This is a genomic window from Mycobacterium sp. NGS57 (assembly GCF_059812405.1).
Map to the genome: position 1 here is coordinate 29,746 of NZ_JCALCP010000013.1, position 17,556 is coordinate 47,301.

The window sequence follows — 17,556 nt, forward strand, 5'->3', positions numbered from 1 at the left end:
CAGACTCGGCGACAAATCGTTGAGCGGCCCTGCGTCCTCACCCGAGCAGGCGGCGTCCCCTACCATCGAGCCTCGTGCCCCACGACGGACCCCACGACGGAAATGAGCGATCGCAGCGCATCCCGTTGATCGCCGCCGTCGCGGGATTGGTGGGCCTGCTGCTGTGCCTGATCGTCCCGCTGCTGCCGGTGAAGCAGACGACGGCGACGGTCCTGTGGCCGCAGGGCACCACAGACGGGCACGTCACCCAGGTCACCGCCCCGCTGGTGTCGGGCGCGCCGCGCGCGCTGGACGTCTCCATCCCCTGCTCGGCCATGGCGACCCTGCCGCCCAGCGGCGGCCTGGTCGTCTCGACCCTGCCGGCCGGCGGCGTGGACGCCGGCAAGAACGGGCTGTTCGTGCGCGCGGACAAGGACGTGATCGTCGTCGCCTTCCGCGACACCGTGGCCGCGGTGGCGCAGCGGTCGGCCGTCGCGGCCAGCGCCTGCAGCGTGCTGCACCTGTGGGCCGACGTGGGCGCGGCGGGCGCGGACTTCGTCGGCATCCCCGGCGCCTCCGGCGTCCTGCCGTCCGAGAAGAAGCCTCAGGTCGGCGGGATCTTCACCGACCTGAAGGTGCCGCCGCAGCCGGGGTTGTCGGCGCGCGTCGACATCGACACCCGGTTCATCTTGGCGCCGACGGCCCTCAAGAAGGTCGTGCTGGTCGTGGGCGGGCTGGCGGTGCTCGTCGCCATCGTGGGGCTCGCGGCCCTGGATCGGCGCAGCCGCGGCCCATTCCGCACGAGGTGGCGCGTCGGCGCCGCGACTCCCCCGCGAGCGGGAGGTGCCCCCAGGCTCGCCGACGCCGGGGTGATCGCGACGCTGCTGCTCTGGCATGTCATCGGCGCCACCTCGTCGGACGACGGGTACAACCTGACCATCGCGCGGATCGCGCCGAAGGCCGGCTACGTCGTCAACTACTACCGGTACTTCGGCACCACCGAGGCGCCGTTCGACTGGTATCTCGCGATGCTGTCCAAACTGGCTTCGATCAGCACCGCCGGCGTGTGGATGCGGCTGCCGGCCACGCTGGCCGGGATCGCGGGCTGGCTGATCATCTCCCACTGGGTGCTGCGGCGGCTGGGGCCCGCGCGCGGCGGCCTGGCCACCAACCGGGTGGCGGTGTTCACCGCGGGTGCGGTATTCCTGGCCGCGTGGCTGCCGTTCAACAACGGGCTGCGTCCCGAGCCGCTGATCGCGCTCGGCGTGCTGGTCACCTGGGTGCTGGTGGAACGCGCCATCGCGCTGGGCCGGCTGGCGCCCTCCGCGGTCGCGATCGTGGTCGCGATGCTGACCGCCGCCCTGGCGCCGCAGGGGCTGATCGCCGTCGCCCCGCTGCTGACCGGCGCCCGCGCCATCGCCCAGGTGATCCGGCGGCGCCGGGCGGCCGACGGGTTGTTGGCACCGCTGGCGGTGCTGGCCGCCGCGGTGTCGTCGATCGCGCTGGTGGTGTTCCGCAGCCAGACGCTGGCCACGGTCGCCGAGTCGGCGCGCATCAAGTACAAGGTCGGGCCGACGATCGCCTGGTACCAGGACTGGCTGCGCTACTACTTCCTGACCGTGGAAAGCAACGCCGAAGGATCGATGGCGCGGCGGTTCGCCGTGCTGGTGATGCTGCTGTGCCTGTTCGGGATGCTGGTCGTGCTGCTGCGCCGCGGCGCGGTGCCGGGGCTGGCGACCGGCCCGGCGTGGCGGTTGATCGGTGCCACCGCGATCGGCCTGCTGCTGCTGACGTTCACGCCGACGAAGTGGGCCGTGCAGTTCGGCGCGTTCGCGGGGGTGACCGGCGCGCTGGGGGCGGTCACCGCGTTCACGCTGGCGCGCCTCGGCCTGCACAACCGCCGCAACCTGACGTTGTACGTGACCGCGCTGCTGTTCGTGCTCGCGGTGGCGACCTCCGGCATCAACGGCTGGTTCGACGTCGCCAACTACGGGGTGCCGTGGTACGACATCCAGCCGGTCGTGGCCAGCCACCCGGTGACGTCGATGTTCCTGACGTTGTCGATCATCACCGGCCTGCTGGCCGCCTGGCAGCACTTCCGGATGGACTACGCCGGCCACACCGAGGTCAAGGACAACCGGCGCAACCGCGTGCTGGCGTCGACCCCCCTGCTGGTGGTCGCGACGATCATGGTCGTCGGCGAAGTCGCCTCGCTGACCAAGGGCGCGGTCTTCCGGTACCCGCTCTACACCATCGGCAAGGCCAATCTCGCCGCCATCAGTTCGGGCCTCTCCACGACCAGCTGCGCCATGGCCGACGACGTGTTGACCGAGCCCGACCCCAATGTCGGCCTGCTGCAACCGCTTCCGGGGCAGGCGTTCGGCCCGGACGGCCCGCTCGGGGGCGCCAATCCGGTCGGCTTCAAACCCGACGGCGTGGGCGGTGACCTGAGGTCCTACCCGGTGGTGACCAAGCCGGGGGTGGTGAACTCCGACGCGTCGCCCAACAAGCCCAACGCGGCCATGAGCGACTCCGCGGGCACCGCCGGCGGGAAAGGCCCTGCGGGAGTGAACGGTTCGCATGCGGCGCTGCCGTTCGGCCTCGACCCGGCGCGCACCCCGGTGATGGGCAGCTACGGGGAGAACTCGCTGGCCGCCACCGCCACCTCCGCCTGGTACCAGCTGCCCCCGCGCACCGGCGACCGCCCGATCGTCGCGGTGACGGCATCCGGTGCGATCTGGTCGTACAAGGAGGACGGCACCTTCACCTACGGCCAGTCGCTGAAGCTGCAGTGGGGCGTCGCCCACCCGGACGGCACCACCCAGCCGCTCGCGGAGGTGCAGCCGATCGACATCGGGCCGGAGCCGGCGTGGCGCAACCTGCGCTTCCCGTTGACGTGGGCGCCCCCGGAGGCCAATGTGGCACGCATCGTCGCCTACGACCCGAACCTGAGCTCGGATCAGTGGTTCGCGTTCACGCCGCCGCGGGTCCCGGTGCTGCAGACCCTGCAGCAGCTGTTCGGTTCGCGCGACCCGGTACTGATGGACATCGCCACCGCCGCAAACTTCCCGTGCCAGCGGCCGTTCTCCGAACACCTTGGCGTTGCCGAACTTCCGCGGTACCGCATCCTGCCCGATCACAAACAAACGGCGTCGTCGTCCAACGGGTGGCAGGCGGGCGAGGCCGGCGGGCCGTTCCTGTTCCTGCAGACAATGCTGCGCACCGCGACGGTCCCGACGTATCTGCGCGGCGACTGGCATCGCGACTGGGGATCGGTCGAGCAGTACTTCCGGTTGGTGCCGGCTGAGCAGGCGCCGGACGCCGCGATCGAACAGGGTGTGATGACAGTGCACGGCTGGAGCCGGCCGGGACCGATTCGGGCCCTGCCATGAGCGTGATCGACGAACGGGCGGCCACCTCGCGGCGTGAGACGCGCGACGGCGTGCGGGTGACGCGCTGGGTCGCGACGATCGCCGGGCTGATCGGCTTCGTCCTGTCGGTCGCCACGCCGCTGCTGCCGGTCGTGCAGACCACCGCGACCCTGAACTGGCCGCAAAGCGGACAACTGAACAACGTTACGGCGCCACTGATTTCGCTGACCCCCGTCGACGTGACGGCGACCGTGCCGTGCTCGCTGGTGCGGGGCCTGCCGCCCGACGGCGGGGTGGTGCTGAGCACCGCGCCCAAGAAGGGCAAGGACGCCGCCCTCAACGCGCTGTTCGTCGTCGTCAACGGCAAGCGGGTCGACGTCACCGACCGCAACGTGGTGATCGCCAGCGCGCCCCGCGATCAGGTTGCCTCCCCGCAATGCCGGCACATCGAGATCACGTCGACCAAAGCGGGCGCGTTCGCCACGTTCGTCGGGCTCAATGATGCGGCGGGCAAACCCATTTCGGGCGGCTTCCCCGACCCGAACCTGCGGCCGCAGATCGTGGGGGTGTTCACCGACCTGAGCGGCCCGGCCCCGCCGGATCTGAAGTTGTCGGCGAACATCGACACCCGGTTCTCCACGACCCCGACCACGCTGAAACTGACCGCGATCGTGCTGGCGATCCTGGCCACCGTCGTCTCGCTGGTCGCGCTGTGGCGCCTCGACCAGCTCGACGGTCACCGGATGCGGCGACTGATCCCGGCGAACTGGCGCACCTTCACCGTCGCCGACGCCACGGTGATCGCCGGGTTCGTGCTCTGGCACGTGATCGGCGCGAACTCGTCGGACGACGGCTACATCCTGGGCATGGCCCGCGTCGCCGACCGGGCCGGCTACATGTCGAACTACTTCCGCTGGTTCGGCAGCCCGGAGGACCCGTTCGGCTGGTACTACAACCTGCTGGCGCTGATGACCCACGTCACCGACGCCAGCCTGTGGATGCGGCTGCCGGATCTGGTCGCCGGGCTGGTGTGCTGGCTGCTGCTGTCGCGCGAGGTGCTCCCCCGGCTCGGACCCGCGGTCGCCTCCAGCAAGGCCGCCAACTGGGCGGCGGGCCTGGTGCTGCTGACGGCGTGGATGCCGTTCGACAACGGCCTGCGCCCCGAGCCGATCATCGCCGTCGGTTCGCTGATCACCTACGTGCTGATCGAACGCTCCATGCGGTACAGCCGGCTGACCCCCGCGGCGCTGGCCGTCATCACCGCGGCCTTCACGCTCGGCGTCCAGCCCACCGGGCTGATCGCGGTCGCCGCGTTGATCGCCGGTGGGCGCCCGATCCTGCGCATCCTGGTGCGCCGCCACCGGTTGGTCGGTACCTGGCCGCTGGTGGCGCCCATGCTGGCGGCGGGTGCGGTGATCCTGACGGTCGTGTTCGCCGACCAGACGCTGTCGACGGTGTTGGAAGCCACCAGGATTCGCACCTCGATCGGGCCCAGCCAGGCCTGGTACACGGAGAACCTGCGCTACTACTACCTGATTCTGCCCACCGTGGACGGCTCGCTGTCGCGCCGGTTCGGCTTCCTGGTCACCGCGCTGTGCCTGTTCACGGCGGTATTTATCATGTTGCGGCGCAAGCGAGTTCCCGGCGTGGCGCGCGGTCCGGCGTGGCGGCTGATGGGTGTCATCTTCGGCACCATGTTCTTCCTGATGTTCACCCCCACCAAGTGGGTGCACCACTTCGGGCTGTTCGCCGCGGTGGGCGCGGCGATGGCCGCGCTGACCACCGTGCTGGTGTCGCATGAGATATTGCGCTGGTCGCGCAACCGGATGGCGTTTTTGGCGGCGCTGCTGTTCGTGCTGGCGCTGTGTTTCGCCACCACCAACGGCTGGTGGTACGTGTCCAGCTACGGTGTTCCGTTCAACAGCGCGATGCCGCGAATCGGCGGAATCTCCATCAGCACAATCTTTTTCGCCCTGTTCGCGATTGCCGCGCTGTGGGCGGTGTATCTGCACTTCGCGGCCCGGAGCCGCGGCGAGGGGCGCCTGGCGCGGGCGCTGACGGCTGCGCCCGTCCCCATTGCGGCCGGCTTCATGGCGCTGGTGTTCATCGGGTCGATGGTGGCCGGCATCGTTCGTCAGTACCCGACCTACTCCAACGCCTGGGACAACCTGCGGGAATTCAGCGGGGGCTGCGGCCTGGCCGACGACGTGCTCGTCGAGCCGGACAGCAACGTCGGCTTCATGGCGCCCCTCAAACTCGGGGAGCGCGGCGACTACGGCCCGCTGGGCCTGTTGGGCGGCGTCAACCCGACGGGGTTCAACCCCAACGGCGTGCCCGAACGCACCCTGGCCGAGTCGATCAAGGAGACGACGGTGGCGCAGCCCGGCACCGACTACGACTGGGACGCCCCGACCAAGCTCGACGCGCCGGGCGTCAACGGCTCGCTGGTGCCCCTGCCCTACGGGCTTGACCCCGACCGGGTTCCGGTGGCGGGCAGCTACACCACCGGCGCGCAGCAGCAGAGCAGGCTGACGTCGGCGTGGTACCGGCTGCCCAAGCCGGACGACGGCCACCCGCTGGTCGTGGTGACCGCCGCCGGCAAGATCACCGGCAACAGCATCCTGCACCACCACACCAGCGGCCAGACCGTCGCGCTCGAGTACGGCAGGCCCGGTCCCGGCGGGCCCGACGATGTGCGGGCGGCCGGCCGGCTGACCCCCTTCGACCTCTACGGGGAGCAGCCGAAGACCTGGCGCAACCTGCGCTACGCCCGCTCCGAGATGCCCGCGGACGCCGTCGCCGTGCGGGTGGTCGCCGAGGATCTGTCGCTGACGCCGGAGGACTGGATCGCGGTGACCCCGCCGCGCGTGCCCGAGCTGCGCTCCCTGCAGGAGTACGTCGGCTCGTCGCAGCCGGTGCTGATGGACTGGGCCGTGGGGCTGGCGTTCCCCTGCCAACAGCCGATGCTGCACGTCAACGGCGTCACCGAGATCCCGAAGTTCCGCATCACGCCGGACTACAACGCCAAGAAGCAGGACACCGACACCTGGCAGGACGGCGTCAACGGCGGCCTGCTGGGCATCACCGACCTGCTGCTGCGCGCCCACGTGATGTCGACCTACCTGTCCCGCGACTGGGGCCGCGACTGGGGCTCGCTGCGCAAGTTCGACACCCTCGTGGATGCCGGGCCCGCGCAACTGCAGCTGGGCACCGCGACCCGCAGCGGGCTGTGGTCGCCGGGGCCGATCCGCATCAAGCCCTGACGCGCGGCCGGCAATTGACGTTCAAGTAATTCCGGCCGGATGTTTACCGCGGTAAACCGCCTGGCAATAACTACTTTCCCTGTGGCGTACCTAACAGGAAAGTACGAAGGTGATCCCATGCACGTGCTGACACGTTTCGGGGCTTGTGGTGCGGCGATCGTCGCGTTGACCGCACCGGCGGCGACGGGCGAGAGTGTCACCGCGGCCGCCGAGGGCGGCACCATCGTCGCTTTGGTCAGCTCGTTGCGGCGGTGCGACTTCAGCCGGGTGACCGAGGCGGCGCAGGTGCCCCACCCGCCCCTGGGCACTGGATCGGCGGTGATCAACACCTCCGGGTCGCGCGCCGTCGCGCAGGTGCACGTGACGATTCCGAACGAGCCCGGCACCCATTTCGACGTCGGCCTGATCCAGCTACCCCGGCCCTCCTCGGCGCCCTGTGGTCCCGGGGATCCGGGCACCGCGTTCACCGGCATGGACACCGACGCCGCCGGCAACGCCACAGTGACCGTTCAGGACAGCCTTCGTCAGGGCACGACGGGCGTCTGGGTGATTGTCGAGCGCGCCAACCCGCACTCCCAGAACCCGGCGGAGTTCTACACCTCCGAATTCGTGGTGCCGGCGTAAAGCGCATCGGCACCCGACGTCGTGGCGCGCACTGTCGCCGAGCTTTCATCACCGGAGGACGAAGGCCTCGAACGGACGGGACTTCGGTCCCTTTCCCGCGCTTCGACCGAATGATCCGATGGGGGAATACGAATCGGAGGTACCGCAATGAACGGTTCACCGGAGTCTCAGGCACCGACGCGCACGCTCGCCCGCGCGCTCGGCCCCTTCCTGGTCATCGTCGACGCCACGGCAGTGACCCGTTCTGCCGACATGCAGACGCTCCTGTCTCAGTTCGAGGCGAATTCGCTGTGGACATGGGTGAGCGGCGCCTTCATCCTGCTGCTTGGCCTTCTCGTCGTCGCCGTACACCAGTATTGGCGCGGCGCCGCGGCGATCATCGTGTCGCTCCTCGGCTGGCTGATCGCGCTGCGCGGGCTGCTCCTTCTCTCCTTTCCCCGGGCTTTCGTGTCGTTGGCCAACGACATGGTCGGCGCGCAAGGCTGGTGGATCGCGGCCTGCCTCCTCTTCGCGCTGATCGGGCTGTACCTGACCTACGTCGGCTGGGCTCCAGTCGTAGGCCGGTCCGGGTCGCACGCGGCAGAATCGGCCCCGGGTCTTCGCCCAGCGGCATGATCGAGCGAACTCACGGGTGAGCGCCTACCGCTTGGTGTTTCGGCTGTAATACCGTCGCCGTATGAGCCCGTTTTCTCCGTTCTCCACGCCGGAAAAGGCGCAGCGCTACGAGACGGACAGGTACCGCGGCGCGGTGGGCCTCAACTGGTACCGCACGGACCCCACCCTGCAGTTCACCATGTCCTACTACCTGCGCCCCGACGAGCTGGCGGTGGTCGAGCCCCACCTGGCCAGCATGGGCGAGCTGATGGGCGGCCCGGTCGCGCGATGGGCCGAGGAGACCGACCGCGACCCGCCCCGGCTCGAGCGCTACGACAAGTGGGGCCACGACGTCAGCCGGGTCGTCATGCCGGCGTCGTTCACGCAGTCCAAGCGCGCGGTGCTGGACGCCCAGCAGGCCCTGCGCGACGACGCGCGCGCGGCCAAGGTGAGCTCGGGCCTGGGCCTGTTCGCGTCGAACTATCTGCTCAACCAGGCCGACATCGGGATGGGCTGCGCGCTCGGAACCGGCGGCGGCATGGTCCAGTCACTGGTTGCCGCCTACGCGCCGCCCGACGTTCGTGAGCACGTGCTCGCCAAGTTCGCCTCCGGTGAGTGGGCGGGCGAGACGGCGCAGCTGCTCACCGAACGCACCGGTGGCTCCGATTTGGGCGCGCTGGAGGCGACGGCCACCCGCAGCGGTGATTCGTGGCTTCTGAACGGCGTCAAGTGGTTTGCCTCCAACTGCGCCGGCGAGGCGTTCGTCGTGCTGGCCAAACCCGAAGGCGCGCCGGACTCCACGCGCGGCGTCGCCAACTTCCTGGTGCTGCGCACCCGCCGCGACGGGTCGCGCAACGGGGTGCGGGTGCGCCGCCTGAAGGACAAGCTCGGCACCCGCTCGGTGGCCTCCGGCGAGGTGGAATTCGTTGACGCCGAGGCGTTTTTGCTCTCGGGTGAGCCCGGCACGTCCGACGCCGGCCCGTCGGACGGCAAGGGCCTCGGCCGCATGATGGAACTCACCAACGCCGCGCGCCTGGGCATCGCGTTGTTCGGTCTGGCCAACGCCCGCCGCGCGCTGGTCGAAGCGCTGTGCTACGCCCGGCAGCGCCGGGCGTTCGGCGGTGCGCTCATCGACAAGCCGCTGATGCGGCGCAAGCTCGCCGAGCTGATCGTCGACGTCGAGGCGGCGCAAGCACTCGTATTCGACGGGACCGGCGCGCCCAACCATCGCCAACCCCGCGGCGTGCGCCAACGCATCGCGGTGCCCGTCACCAAGCTCAGGGTGTGCCGGCTCGGCATCACGGCGGCCTCCGACGCGATCGAGATCCACGGCGGCAACGGCTACATCGAAAACTGGCCGGTGGCAAGGCTTTTGCGCGACGCCCAGGTCAACACCATCTGGGAGGGCCCGGACAACATCCTGTGCCTGGACGTGCGGCGCGGCATCGAGCGGGCCCGCGCGCACGAGGCGCTGCTGGCGCGGCTGCGCGATGCCGTCTCGGTGTCCGACGATGACGAGACCACCGGCCTGGTCGCCGGTCGCGTCGAGGACCTCGACGCGGCGATCACCGCGTGGAGCAAACTCGACGGGGGCCCGCACAAGGACATCGCCGAGGCGCGGCTATTCCCCCTGGCCCAGTTCATGGGTGACGTCTACGCGGGCGCGCTGCTCATCGAGCAGGCCGCCTGGGAGCGCGAAACGCGCGGGGGGGACCGCAAGGCGCTGGTGGCCCGGCTGTATGCGCAGCGCTACCTCGCCGATCGCGGTCCGCTGCGCGGTATCGACGCCGACTCCGACGAGGCGCTGGAGCGCTTCGACGAGTTGGTCGACGGGGCGCTGGCGCTCTGAGCCTTAGAGTGGTACACGACCCCCGCGAAAGGTAAGGATGACTGACGAGCTGACGCCGCATTTCGAGGACGTGCAGTCGCACTACGACCTCTCCGACGACTTCTTCCGCCTGTTCCTCGACCGCACCCAGATGTATACGTGCGCCTACTGGCTGGGCGGCGACGACATGACTCTGGAACAGGCGCAGATCGCCAAAATCGACCTCTCGCTGAGCAAATTGGGCTTGCAGCCGGGCATGACAATGCTGGACCTTGGCTGCGGCTGGGGCGCTGCCACGATGCGCGCCATCGAGAAATACGACGTCAACGTCGTCGCCCTGACGCTGTCCAAGAACCAGGTCGCCCACGTCGAGCAGCTGTTCGCCGCGTCGGACAGCCCGCGGGCCAAGCGGGTGTTACTCGAGGGCTGGGAGCGGTTTCACGACCCGGTGGACCGGATCCTTGCGATCGGCGCGTTCGAGCATGTCGGCTACGACCGCTACGACCCCTTCTTCGCACGGACTTACGAGCTGTTGCCGAGCGGCGGCACGATGCTGTTGCACACGATCACCGTCCTGTCGGAGAAAGAGATCATCGAGTCCGGCCTGCCGCTCACTCCGGCGATTGTCGAATTCAGCGACTTCATGAAAACCGAAATCTTTCCCGGCGGCTTCCTGCCGACCATCGAGATGGTCCAGACATTCTCGGCGAAGGCCGGCTTCAGGCTCAAGCGTCGCCAATCGCTGCAGCGGCATTACGCCAAGACCCTGGACGTCTGGGCCGCGGGGCTCGAGGCGCACAAAACCGAGGCCATCGCGTTGCAGTCCGAAGAGGTCTACGAGATGTACATGAAGTACCTGACCGGCTGCGCGAACCTGTTCCGCAAGGGCTACATCGACCTCAACCAGTTCACCCTGCGCAAGTAACGCTCGGCGCGTTCGGCGGCCTAGACCGGGATGAGGCCGTGCTTGCGCGCGACGCGGAACCACAACTGCTTGTCGCGCAGCAGGTGCATCGACTTGCGCAGCAGCAGCCGCGTCTCGTGCGGGTCGATGACCGCGTCGATGAAGCCGCGTTCGGCGGCCGTCCACGGGATCGCCATGTTGAGGTTGTAACCCTCGATGAAGTCCTTCTTGATCTGCTGCGCCTCGGGCGTGGTCGGGTCCGGGAACCGCTTCATCAGCAGCTGGGCGGCGCCCTCGGCGCCGATCACCGCGATGCGCGCGGTGGGCCAGGCGAAGTTGAAGTCGGCGGTCAGCTGCCGCGACCCCATCACCGCGTATGCGCCGCCGTAGGACTTGCGGATCGTGATCGTCACCTTCGGCACGTCGGCCTCCACGACGGCGTAGAGGAACCGGCCGCCGCGCTTGATGATGCCCCGCTTCTCCTCCTCGGCGCCCGGCAGGAACCCGGGGGTGTCCACCACGAAGACCAGCGGGATGTTGAACGCGTCGCAGAACCGGATGAACCGCGCCGCCTTGTCGGAGGCCTCGTTGTCGATGGCCCCCGACATGTGCATGGGCTGGTTGGCGATGACGCCGACCGGGTGGCCGTCGACGCGCGCGTATCCGGTGATGATGGCGGGGCCGTGCTGCGCGGCGACGTCGAGGAAGTCGCCGTCGTCGAAGATGCGCAGCAGGATCTCGTGCATGTCGTAGGCCGCGTTGTCGGAGTCGGGCACGATGGCGTCGAGCTCCAGGTCGGTCGGCGTGATCTCGGGCTCCAGCCCCGGGTTGACGATCGGGGGCTTGTCGAAGCAGTTGGACGGCAGGAACGACAGGTAGTCGCGGACGTACTGGAACGCCGCGGCCTCCGAGTCGACCACCTGGTGAATGTTGCCGTAGCGGGACTGGGCATCCGAGCCGCCGAGCTCGTCGAGGGTGACCTCCTCGCCGGTGACCTCCCGAATCACGTCGGGGCCGGTGACGAAGAAGTAGCCCTGGTCGCGCACCGAGACCAGCAGATCGTCCTGGATCGGCGAATACACCGCGCCCCCAGCGCATTTGCCGAAGATCAGCGAGATCTGCGGCACCAGTCCGGACAGCGCCTCGTGCCGGCGCCCGAGCTCGGCGTACCACGCCAGCGAGGTGACCGCGTCCTGGATCCGGGCGCCGCCCGAGTCCTGGATGCCGATGATCGGGCAGCCGACCATCGCGCACCACTCCATCAGCCGCGCGACCTTGCGGCCGAACATCTCGCCGACGGTGCCCTGGAACACCGTCTGGTCGTGGGAGAACACCCCGACCGGCCGGCCGTCGATCATGGCGTGCCCGGTGACGCAGCCGTCCCCGTAGAGCGCGTTCGGGTCGTTCGGCGTCTTGGCCAGCGCCCCGACCTCGAAGAAGGTGCCCGGGTCGACGAGCGCGTGGACGCGGGCGCGGGCGCTGGGGATGCCCTTCTTGTCGCGCTTGGCGGCGGCCTTCTCGCCGCCAGGCTCCTGGGCCAGCTCGAGGCGGGCGTGCAGCTCGGCCAGTTTTTCGGCGGTGGTGTGCTGAATGGGAGCTGGCGCCATCTCCGTCACTACAGGCCTACCTAACTTGTTGTGAGTTGTCCGGCTGTCGCCGTGCCTCGATCCCGTTGAGCGCCTGGGTCATGTGCGCGCCGACCTTGGCGATGATCGGCTCGTCGATGGCCTGGATGTGCTCGCCACCGATCGCGACGACCTCGAGGTCGGACACGTACTCGCCCCAGCCGCCGTCCGGCTTGCGCACGGCGTAACGCGGCTCGAACATGATCGCGTCGTCATGGTAGCGATCGGCCATGTAGAGCGTGACGTGCCCGTCGTAGGGCTGGATCCGGGCGGTGTCGATCGCCCTGTTGTCCAGGTACGACGTGCGCTGGTGCTCGATGATGCCGGCCGGGATCTGCACCCCGCTCTGGCTGACCGCCTCCAGCACGAACCGGATCTGGCCCTCGTCGTCGAGCTCCTCGAGCTGCTCGTAGGGGATCTCCGGGATGGTCACGTTGAACGTCTTCTCGGCGAACCGGGCGTAGCGGTCCCAGCGCTTGCGGACCTCCTCCTTGGTCTGCGGGACCTCCTCGCCCGCGCGCACCGCGTCGATCAGGCCGACCCACGCGACGTCCTTGCCCAGCTGCTTGAGCCCGATCGCGCAGGCGTAGGCCAGCACACCGCCCAGCGACCAGCCGGCCAGGATGTAGGGCCCGTCGCCCTGCATCTCGATCAGCTTCGGAACGTATTGCGCCGCACGCTCTTCGATCGTGCCCTCGACGCGCTCGAGGCCGTACATCGGGGTGTCCGACGGCAGCCGGTTGAGCAGCGGCTCGTAGACCACGGTGGAACCGCCGGCCGGGTGGAACACGAACACCGGTGTCTTCGTGCTGCCCTCCGGGCGGGCCCGCAGGGTGCGGACGAAGCCGTCGATCACGCCGGCCTCCAGGTAGCCCCGCACCTTCTCGGCCAGCGCCTCGATGTTCTCCGACGTCAGCACGTCCTCGGCGGAGATGGGGCCTTCGGCGCGCTCCGAGAGCCGTTGCGCCATCTTGGCGGCGGCGGCGGCGTCGAGCTTGGGCAGCGGGTTGAAGATGCCGCCCGGGGACTTGCCCGTCACGATCGCCCACGTGGCGAACGTGACCCGCTCGGCGGCGTCGCGCGGGGGCACGTCGGAGTTGAGCGCCTTGGCGACCGCCTCGGAGTTCAGGGCTTCGGCGGCCCCGGCGAGATTCGGCTTGGCGCCGTTGCCCGCGGCGGGGCCCGACGGGTCCGTCGGCGGCGGTGGGACGGCAACGTCGGACGCCGGCGGTGCTTGCGTCTGCGGCTCCGCCTGCGGGTCGGGCGCCGGCGCCGCCACCGAGGCCGGCGACGCGCCGCTGAGCAACTCGGCCTGCGCCCGCGCGATCTCCTCGGCCGTCTGCGTCTTCTGGTGCTCGTGCAGCTGCTCGACCTCGTCGCGGTGCTCGACCGCGTACTCGATCAGTTTCTCGACGGCGTAGAGGTTGGCGTCGCGCACGGCCGTCAGCTGGATCGGCGGAAGGTCGAAGTCGTATTCGACGCGGTTCTTGATCCGCACCGCCATCAGCGAGTCCAGGCCCAGCTCGATCAGCGGCACCTCCCACGGCAGGTCCTCGGGCTCGTAGCCCATGGCCGCGCCGACGATGGCGCCGAGCCGCTCGGCGATGGTCTCCCCCGAGTCCGGCGTCCACTTGGTGAAACCCGTCGGCATGTAGCGGTTGGTGAGGCTGTCCGACAGCGTGCCGCCGCCGTCCTCGGCCGGCGCCTCGGTCGCGTCCGCCGCGACGCCGTCCGCCGGGGCCGCGACCGCGGTGCCGGCGCCGACTTGGGTGTTGAAGGCGGGCAGCACCGACGCCGCGCCGCCCCGGGTCACCAGCGCGTCGTACACCAGCGTGAAGGACTCGTCGATGCGGGCATGCACCTGAACCGACGCGCCGCCGGGATGCCGCGTCAGGGTCGTCACCAGCCGCGAGCCCTCGCCCGGGTTCGCGCGCTGCTCGGCCGCGGCCAGCTGCGCGTCCGGAAGCACTTCGGCCGCAGCCGTTTTCACCAACGCCGACAGGTCGGTGAGGCCGCGGGGCGCGTACTCCCAGACGTGCCGGCCGTCCGGCAGCGCGACGTGGTTGCCCGGCATGATCACCGCGCCGCTGCCGGTGGACAGGTGCACGTCCAGCCAGTGCTCCTTGCGCTTGAACCGGGTCGGCGGGATGTTCGCGTAATCGGCGGGCCCCTGAGCGCGGCTGAACAGCGTCCGCACGTCCAGGTCGTGGCCGTAGACGTAGAGCTGCGCCATGGTCGAGACCATCGACTCGACCTCGTCCTGCTTGCGGGCCAGCGTCGGGATCAGCTGTGCATCATGCAGCCCGGCCGACGCCGTCGTCAGGCCCACCTGCATCAGCGCGACCGGGTTGGGCGCCAGCTCCAGGAAGGTGGTGTGCCCGCTGTCGACGGCGTTGCGGATCCCGTGGGTGAAGTACACGGAATGCCGCAGGCCCTTCTTCCAGTAGTCGACGTCGTGGATGGGCTCGCCGCCGGGCTTGACGTAGCTGCCCTCGTGCACCGTCGAGTAGATCCCGGCGGTCGGGCTCAGCGGCTTGATGCCCTGCAGTTCCGCGGCGAGCTCGCCGAGCAGCGGGTCCATCTGCGACGTGTGGCTGGCGCCCTTGGTCTGGAACTTGCGGGCGAACTTGCCCTCGGACTCGGCGCGGGCGATGATCGCGTCCACCTGCTCGGGCGGGCCGCCGATGACGGTCTGGGTGGGCGCGGCGTAGACGCACACCTCAAGATCAGGAAAGTCGGAGAACACCGTCTTGATCTCCTCGGCGGAGTACTCCACCAGCGCCATCAGCCGGATGTACTCGCCGAACAGCATCGCCTCGCCCTCGCCCATGAGGTGCGAGCGCGAGCAGATGGCCCGGGTGGCGTCGCGCAGCGACAGGCCGCCGGCGAAGTACGCCGACGCGGCCTCGCCCAGCGACTGCCCGACCACCGCCGCGGGCTTGGCGCCGTGGTGCTTGAGCAGCTCACCCAGCGCGATCTGGATCGCGAAGATGGTGACCTGGGTGGTCTCGATGCCGTAGTCCTGCGAGTCGTCGAGGATCAGCTCGAGCACCGAGTAGCCCAGCTCGTCCTGGACCAGCCCGTCGACCTTCTCGATCCACTCGGCGAACACCGCGTCGCGCAAATACAGGCTCTTGCCCATCTTGCGGTGCTGCGCGCCGAACCCGGCCAGCACCCACACCGGCCCGTTGGTCACCGGCCCGTCGGTGCTGAACACGTTGGGCCGCTGCTTGCCCTCGGCGACGGCGCGCAGGCCCTTGACGGCCTCGTCGTGGTCGTGGGCCAGCACCACCGCGCGCGAGCGCCCGTGGTTGCGCCGCGACAGCGACCGGCCGATCGCCTCCAGCGACGACGCCTGGCCCTCGGGGGTTTCCATCCAGTCCGCGAGCTCGGCGGCCGCGGCCTTCTTGCGCGACGTCAAGAACCCCGACACCGCGATGGGGACCACGGGTGCTGGAAGTTCTTGCGCCGCAAGCTCTTCCAGCGCGGCCTCTTTGAGCCGCAGCGCCTCGTCGGTCGGGCCCGGCAGGTCGGACTCTTCTTCCTCGGGCCCCGGCTCGTCGGTGATGATGTTGCCGAAGTCGTCGAACCGCAACGAGTGGGCGTCGAACGTGGGCGCTCCCCCGCCAGCGGGAGGTGCCCCCACGGCCGGGGCGGTGGCCTCGGCGGGCGCTTCGGGAGCCGGCTCGGGCTCTTTCTCGATGACGTCGCGCGGCAGGACCTCGCGCAGCACCACGTGCGCGTTGGCGCCGCCGAAGCCGAAGCTCGACACCCCGGCGAGCGCGTAGCCACCGTAGCGGGGCCAGTCGGTTGCCTGGTCGACGAACTTCAGGTGCATCGCGTCCCAGTCGATGTACGGGCTGGGGCCGGCGAAGTTGATGGACGGCGGCAGCTTGTCGTGCTGCAGCGCCAGCGTCACCTTGGCCAGGCTGGCCACGCCGGCGGCCGACTCCAGGTGCCCGACATTGGTTTTCACCGCGCCCAGCAGCGCCGGACGGTCGGCCGGGCGCCCACGGCCGACGACCCGGCCCAGCGCCTCGGCCTCGATCGGGTCGCCCAGGACGGTGCCGGTGCCGTGCGCCTCGACGTAGTCGACGGTGCGCGGATCGATGCCGGCGTCCTTGTAGGCCCGGCGCAGGACGTCGGCCTGCGCGTCCTGGTTGGGCGCGATCAGGCCGTTGGACCGGCCGTCGTGGTTGATCGCGGTACCCGCGATCACGGCCAGGATCTGGTCGCCGTCGCGGCGGGCGTCGTCGACCCGCTTGAGCACCAGCATGCCGGCACCCTCCGAGCGGGTGTAGCCGTCGGCGTCCGACGAGAACGACTTGATCCGGCCGTCGGGGGCCAGCACCGCGCCGATCTCGTCGAACCCGAGCGTCACCGCGGGGGTGATCAGCGCGTTGACGCCGCCGGCCACCGCGACGTCGCACTCGCCGTTGCGCAGCGCCTGCACGGCTTGATGGGTCGCCACCAACGAACTCGAGCAGGCGGTGTCGACGGCGACCGAGGGCCCGCGGAAGTCGTAGAAATAGGACACCCGGTTGGCGATGATCGCGTGGGAGTTCCCGGTGATGGCGTAGGGGTGCGCGACGGTCGGGTCGGAGATGGCCAGGAATTGGTAGTCGTTGTTGGTGAAGCCGACGTAGACGCCGACGGCCTCGCCCCGCAGGCTCGACGCCGGGATGCGCGCGTGCTCGAGCGCCTCCCACGTCAGCTCCAGCGCCATCCGCTGCTGCGGGTCGATGTTGTCGGCCTCGGTCTTGGCGATCGCGAAGAACTCGGAGTCGAAGCCCTTGATGTCCTTCAGGTAGCCGCCGCGGGTGCGGGCCTTCGCGACGCGCTCGGCCAGCCGCGGCTCTTCGAGGAACTCCTCCCAGCGCCCCTCGGGCAGGTCGGTGATGGCGTCGCGGCCCTCCAGCAGTGCCTGCCACATTTCGTCGGGGCTGTTCATGTCGCCGGGCAGTCGCGTCGACAAACCGACGATCGCGATGTCGACGCGCTCGGCGGGTCCCTTGCGCGACCAGTCGGTGACGTCGTCGCCGGAGGTGTCCACCTCGGGCTCGCCCTCGATGATCCGGGTCGCCAGCGACTCGATGGTCGGGTGCTGGAACGCCACCGCGACCGACAGCGTGACGCCGGTCATGTCCTCGATGTCGGCGGCCATCGACACGGCGTCGCGCGACGACAGGCCCAGCTCGACCATCGGCACCGACTCGTCGATCGAGTCCGGTGACTGCCCGGTGGCCTTGGCCACGTACTCGCGCAGCCACTGGCGCATCTCGGGGACGGTTAGCTCGGCCTTCTTGGCGGGCACGTTCGCGGCGGGAGCGGTTTCGGCAGTGGTTTCAGGTTCGATGTCAGTCATGGT

Annotated in this window: 8 protein-coding genes; 6 read left to right on the forward strand and 2 right to left on the reverse strand. The window is 69.7% G+C overall.

Annotation, left to right across the window (positions count from 1 at the left end):
• The first annotated feature begins 74 nt into the window (after nucleotides 1-74).
• From AC5Y43_RS21955 to AC5Y43_RS21980, 6 genes are all read left to right on the forward strand, one after another.
• The gene (locus AC5Y43_RS21955; RefSeq protein WP_499975979.1) at nucleotides 75-3,371 is read left to right on the forward strand and encodes an arabinosyltransferase domain-containing protein; all 3,297 of its coding nucleotides are present in this window, start codon (nucleotides 75-77) and stop codon (nucleotides 3,369-3,371) included.
• Nucleotides 3,368-6,613, forward strand: a complete 3,246-nt coding sequence (locus AC5Y43_RS21960; RefSeq protein ID WP_499975981.1) for an arabinosyltransferase domain-containing protein — start codon at nucleotides 3,368-3,370, stop codon at nucleotides 6,611-6,613. Before AC5Y43_RS21955 ends, AC5Y43_RS21960 begins: the two co-directional genes overlap by 4 nt.
• A 117-nt stretch (nucleotides 6,614-6,730) precedes the next feature.
• Nucleotides 6,731-7,237 (forward strand): hypothetical protein, encoded by a 507-nt coding sequence (locus tag AC5Y43_RS21965; RefSeq protein ID WP_499975983.1) that lies wholly within the window; start codon nucleotides 6,731-6,733, stop codon nucleotides 7,235-7,237.
• Between the two features lie 147 nt (nucleotides 7,238-7,384).
• Nucleotides 7,385-7,852, forward strand: coding sequence for a hypothetical protein (locus tag AC5Y43_RS21970; RefSeq protein ID WP_499975984.1), 468 nt, complete (start codon nucleotides 7,385-7,387; stop codon nucleotides 7,850-7,852).
• 61 nt (nucleotides 7,853-7,913) lie between these two features.
• Entirely contained in the window at nucleotides 7,914-9,680 is a 1,767-nt protein-coding gene (locus tag AC5Y43_RS21975) for an acyl-CoA dehydrogenase family protein (RefSeq protein ID WP_499975987.1), read from the forward strand.
• 37 nt (nucleotides 9,681-9,717) lie between these two features.
• Entirely contained in the window at nucleotides 9,718-10,584 is an 867-nt protein-coding gene (locus tag AC5Y43_RS21980) for a cyclopropane mycolic acid synthase family methyltransferase (RefSeq protein ID WP_499975988.1), read from the forward strand.
• Between the two features lie 20 nt (nucleotides 10,585-10,604).
• Here the strand turns inward: AC5Y43_RS21980 and AC5Y43_RS21985 are convergent, their stop codons facing one another.
• Both AC5Y43_RS21985 and pks13 read right to left on the reverse strand, forming a co-directional pair.
• Nucleotides 10,605-12,170, reverse strand: a complete 1,566-nt coding sequence (locus tag AC5Y43_RS21985) for an acyl-CoA carboxylase subunit beta (RefSeq protein WP_499975990.1) — start codon at nucleotides 12,168-12,170, stop codon at nucleotides 10,605-10,607.
• 16 nt (nucleotides 12,171-12,186) lie between these two features.
• Nucleotides 12,187-17,553: a polyketide synthase Pks13 gene (gene pks13, locus AC5Y43_RS21990; protein ID WP_499975991.1), complete on the reverse strand. Its 5,367-nt coding sequence runs from the start codon at nucleotides 17,551-17,553 to the stop codon at nucleotides 12,187-12,189.
• Nucleotides 17,554-17,556: the final 3 nt, after the last annotated feature.

What these genes read in the sequence shown, in the direction of transcription:
- AC5Y43_RS21960 (WP_499975981.1), top strand. Translation starts at nt 3,368, where the DNA reads ATGAGCGTGATCGACGAACGGGCGGCCACCTCGCGGCGTGAGACGCGC.
- AC5Y43_RS21965 (WP_499975983.1), top strand. Translation starts at nt 6,731, where the DNA reads ATGCACGTGCTGACACGTTTCGGGGCTTGTGGTGCGGCGATCGTCGCG.
- AC5Y43_RS21970 (WP_499975984.1), top strand. Translation starts at nt 7,385, where the DNA reads ATGAACGGTTCACCGGAGTCTCAGGCACCGACGCGCACGCTCGCCCGC.
- AC5Y43_RS21975 (WP_499975987.1), top strand. Translation starts at nt 7,914, where the DNA reads ATGAGCCCGTTTTCTCCGTTCTCCACGCCGGAAAAGGCGCAGCGCTAC.
- AC5Y43_RS21980 (WP_499975988.1), top strand. Translation starts at nt 9,718, where the DNA reads ATGACTGACGAGCTGACGCCGCATTTCGAGGACGTGCAGTCGCACTAC.
- AC5Y43_RS21985 (WP_499975990.1), bottom strand. Translation starts at nt 12,170, where the DNA reads ATGGCGCCAGCTCCCATTCAGCACACCACCGCCGAAAAACTGGCCGAG.
- pks13 (WP_499975991.1), bottom strand. Translation starts at nt 17,553, where the DNA reads ATGACTGACATCGAACCTGAAACCACTGCCGAAACCGCTCCCGCCGCG.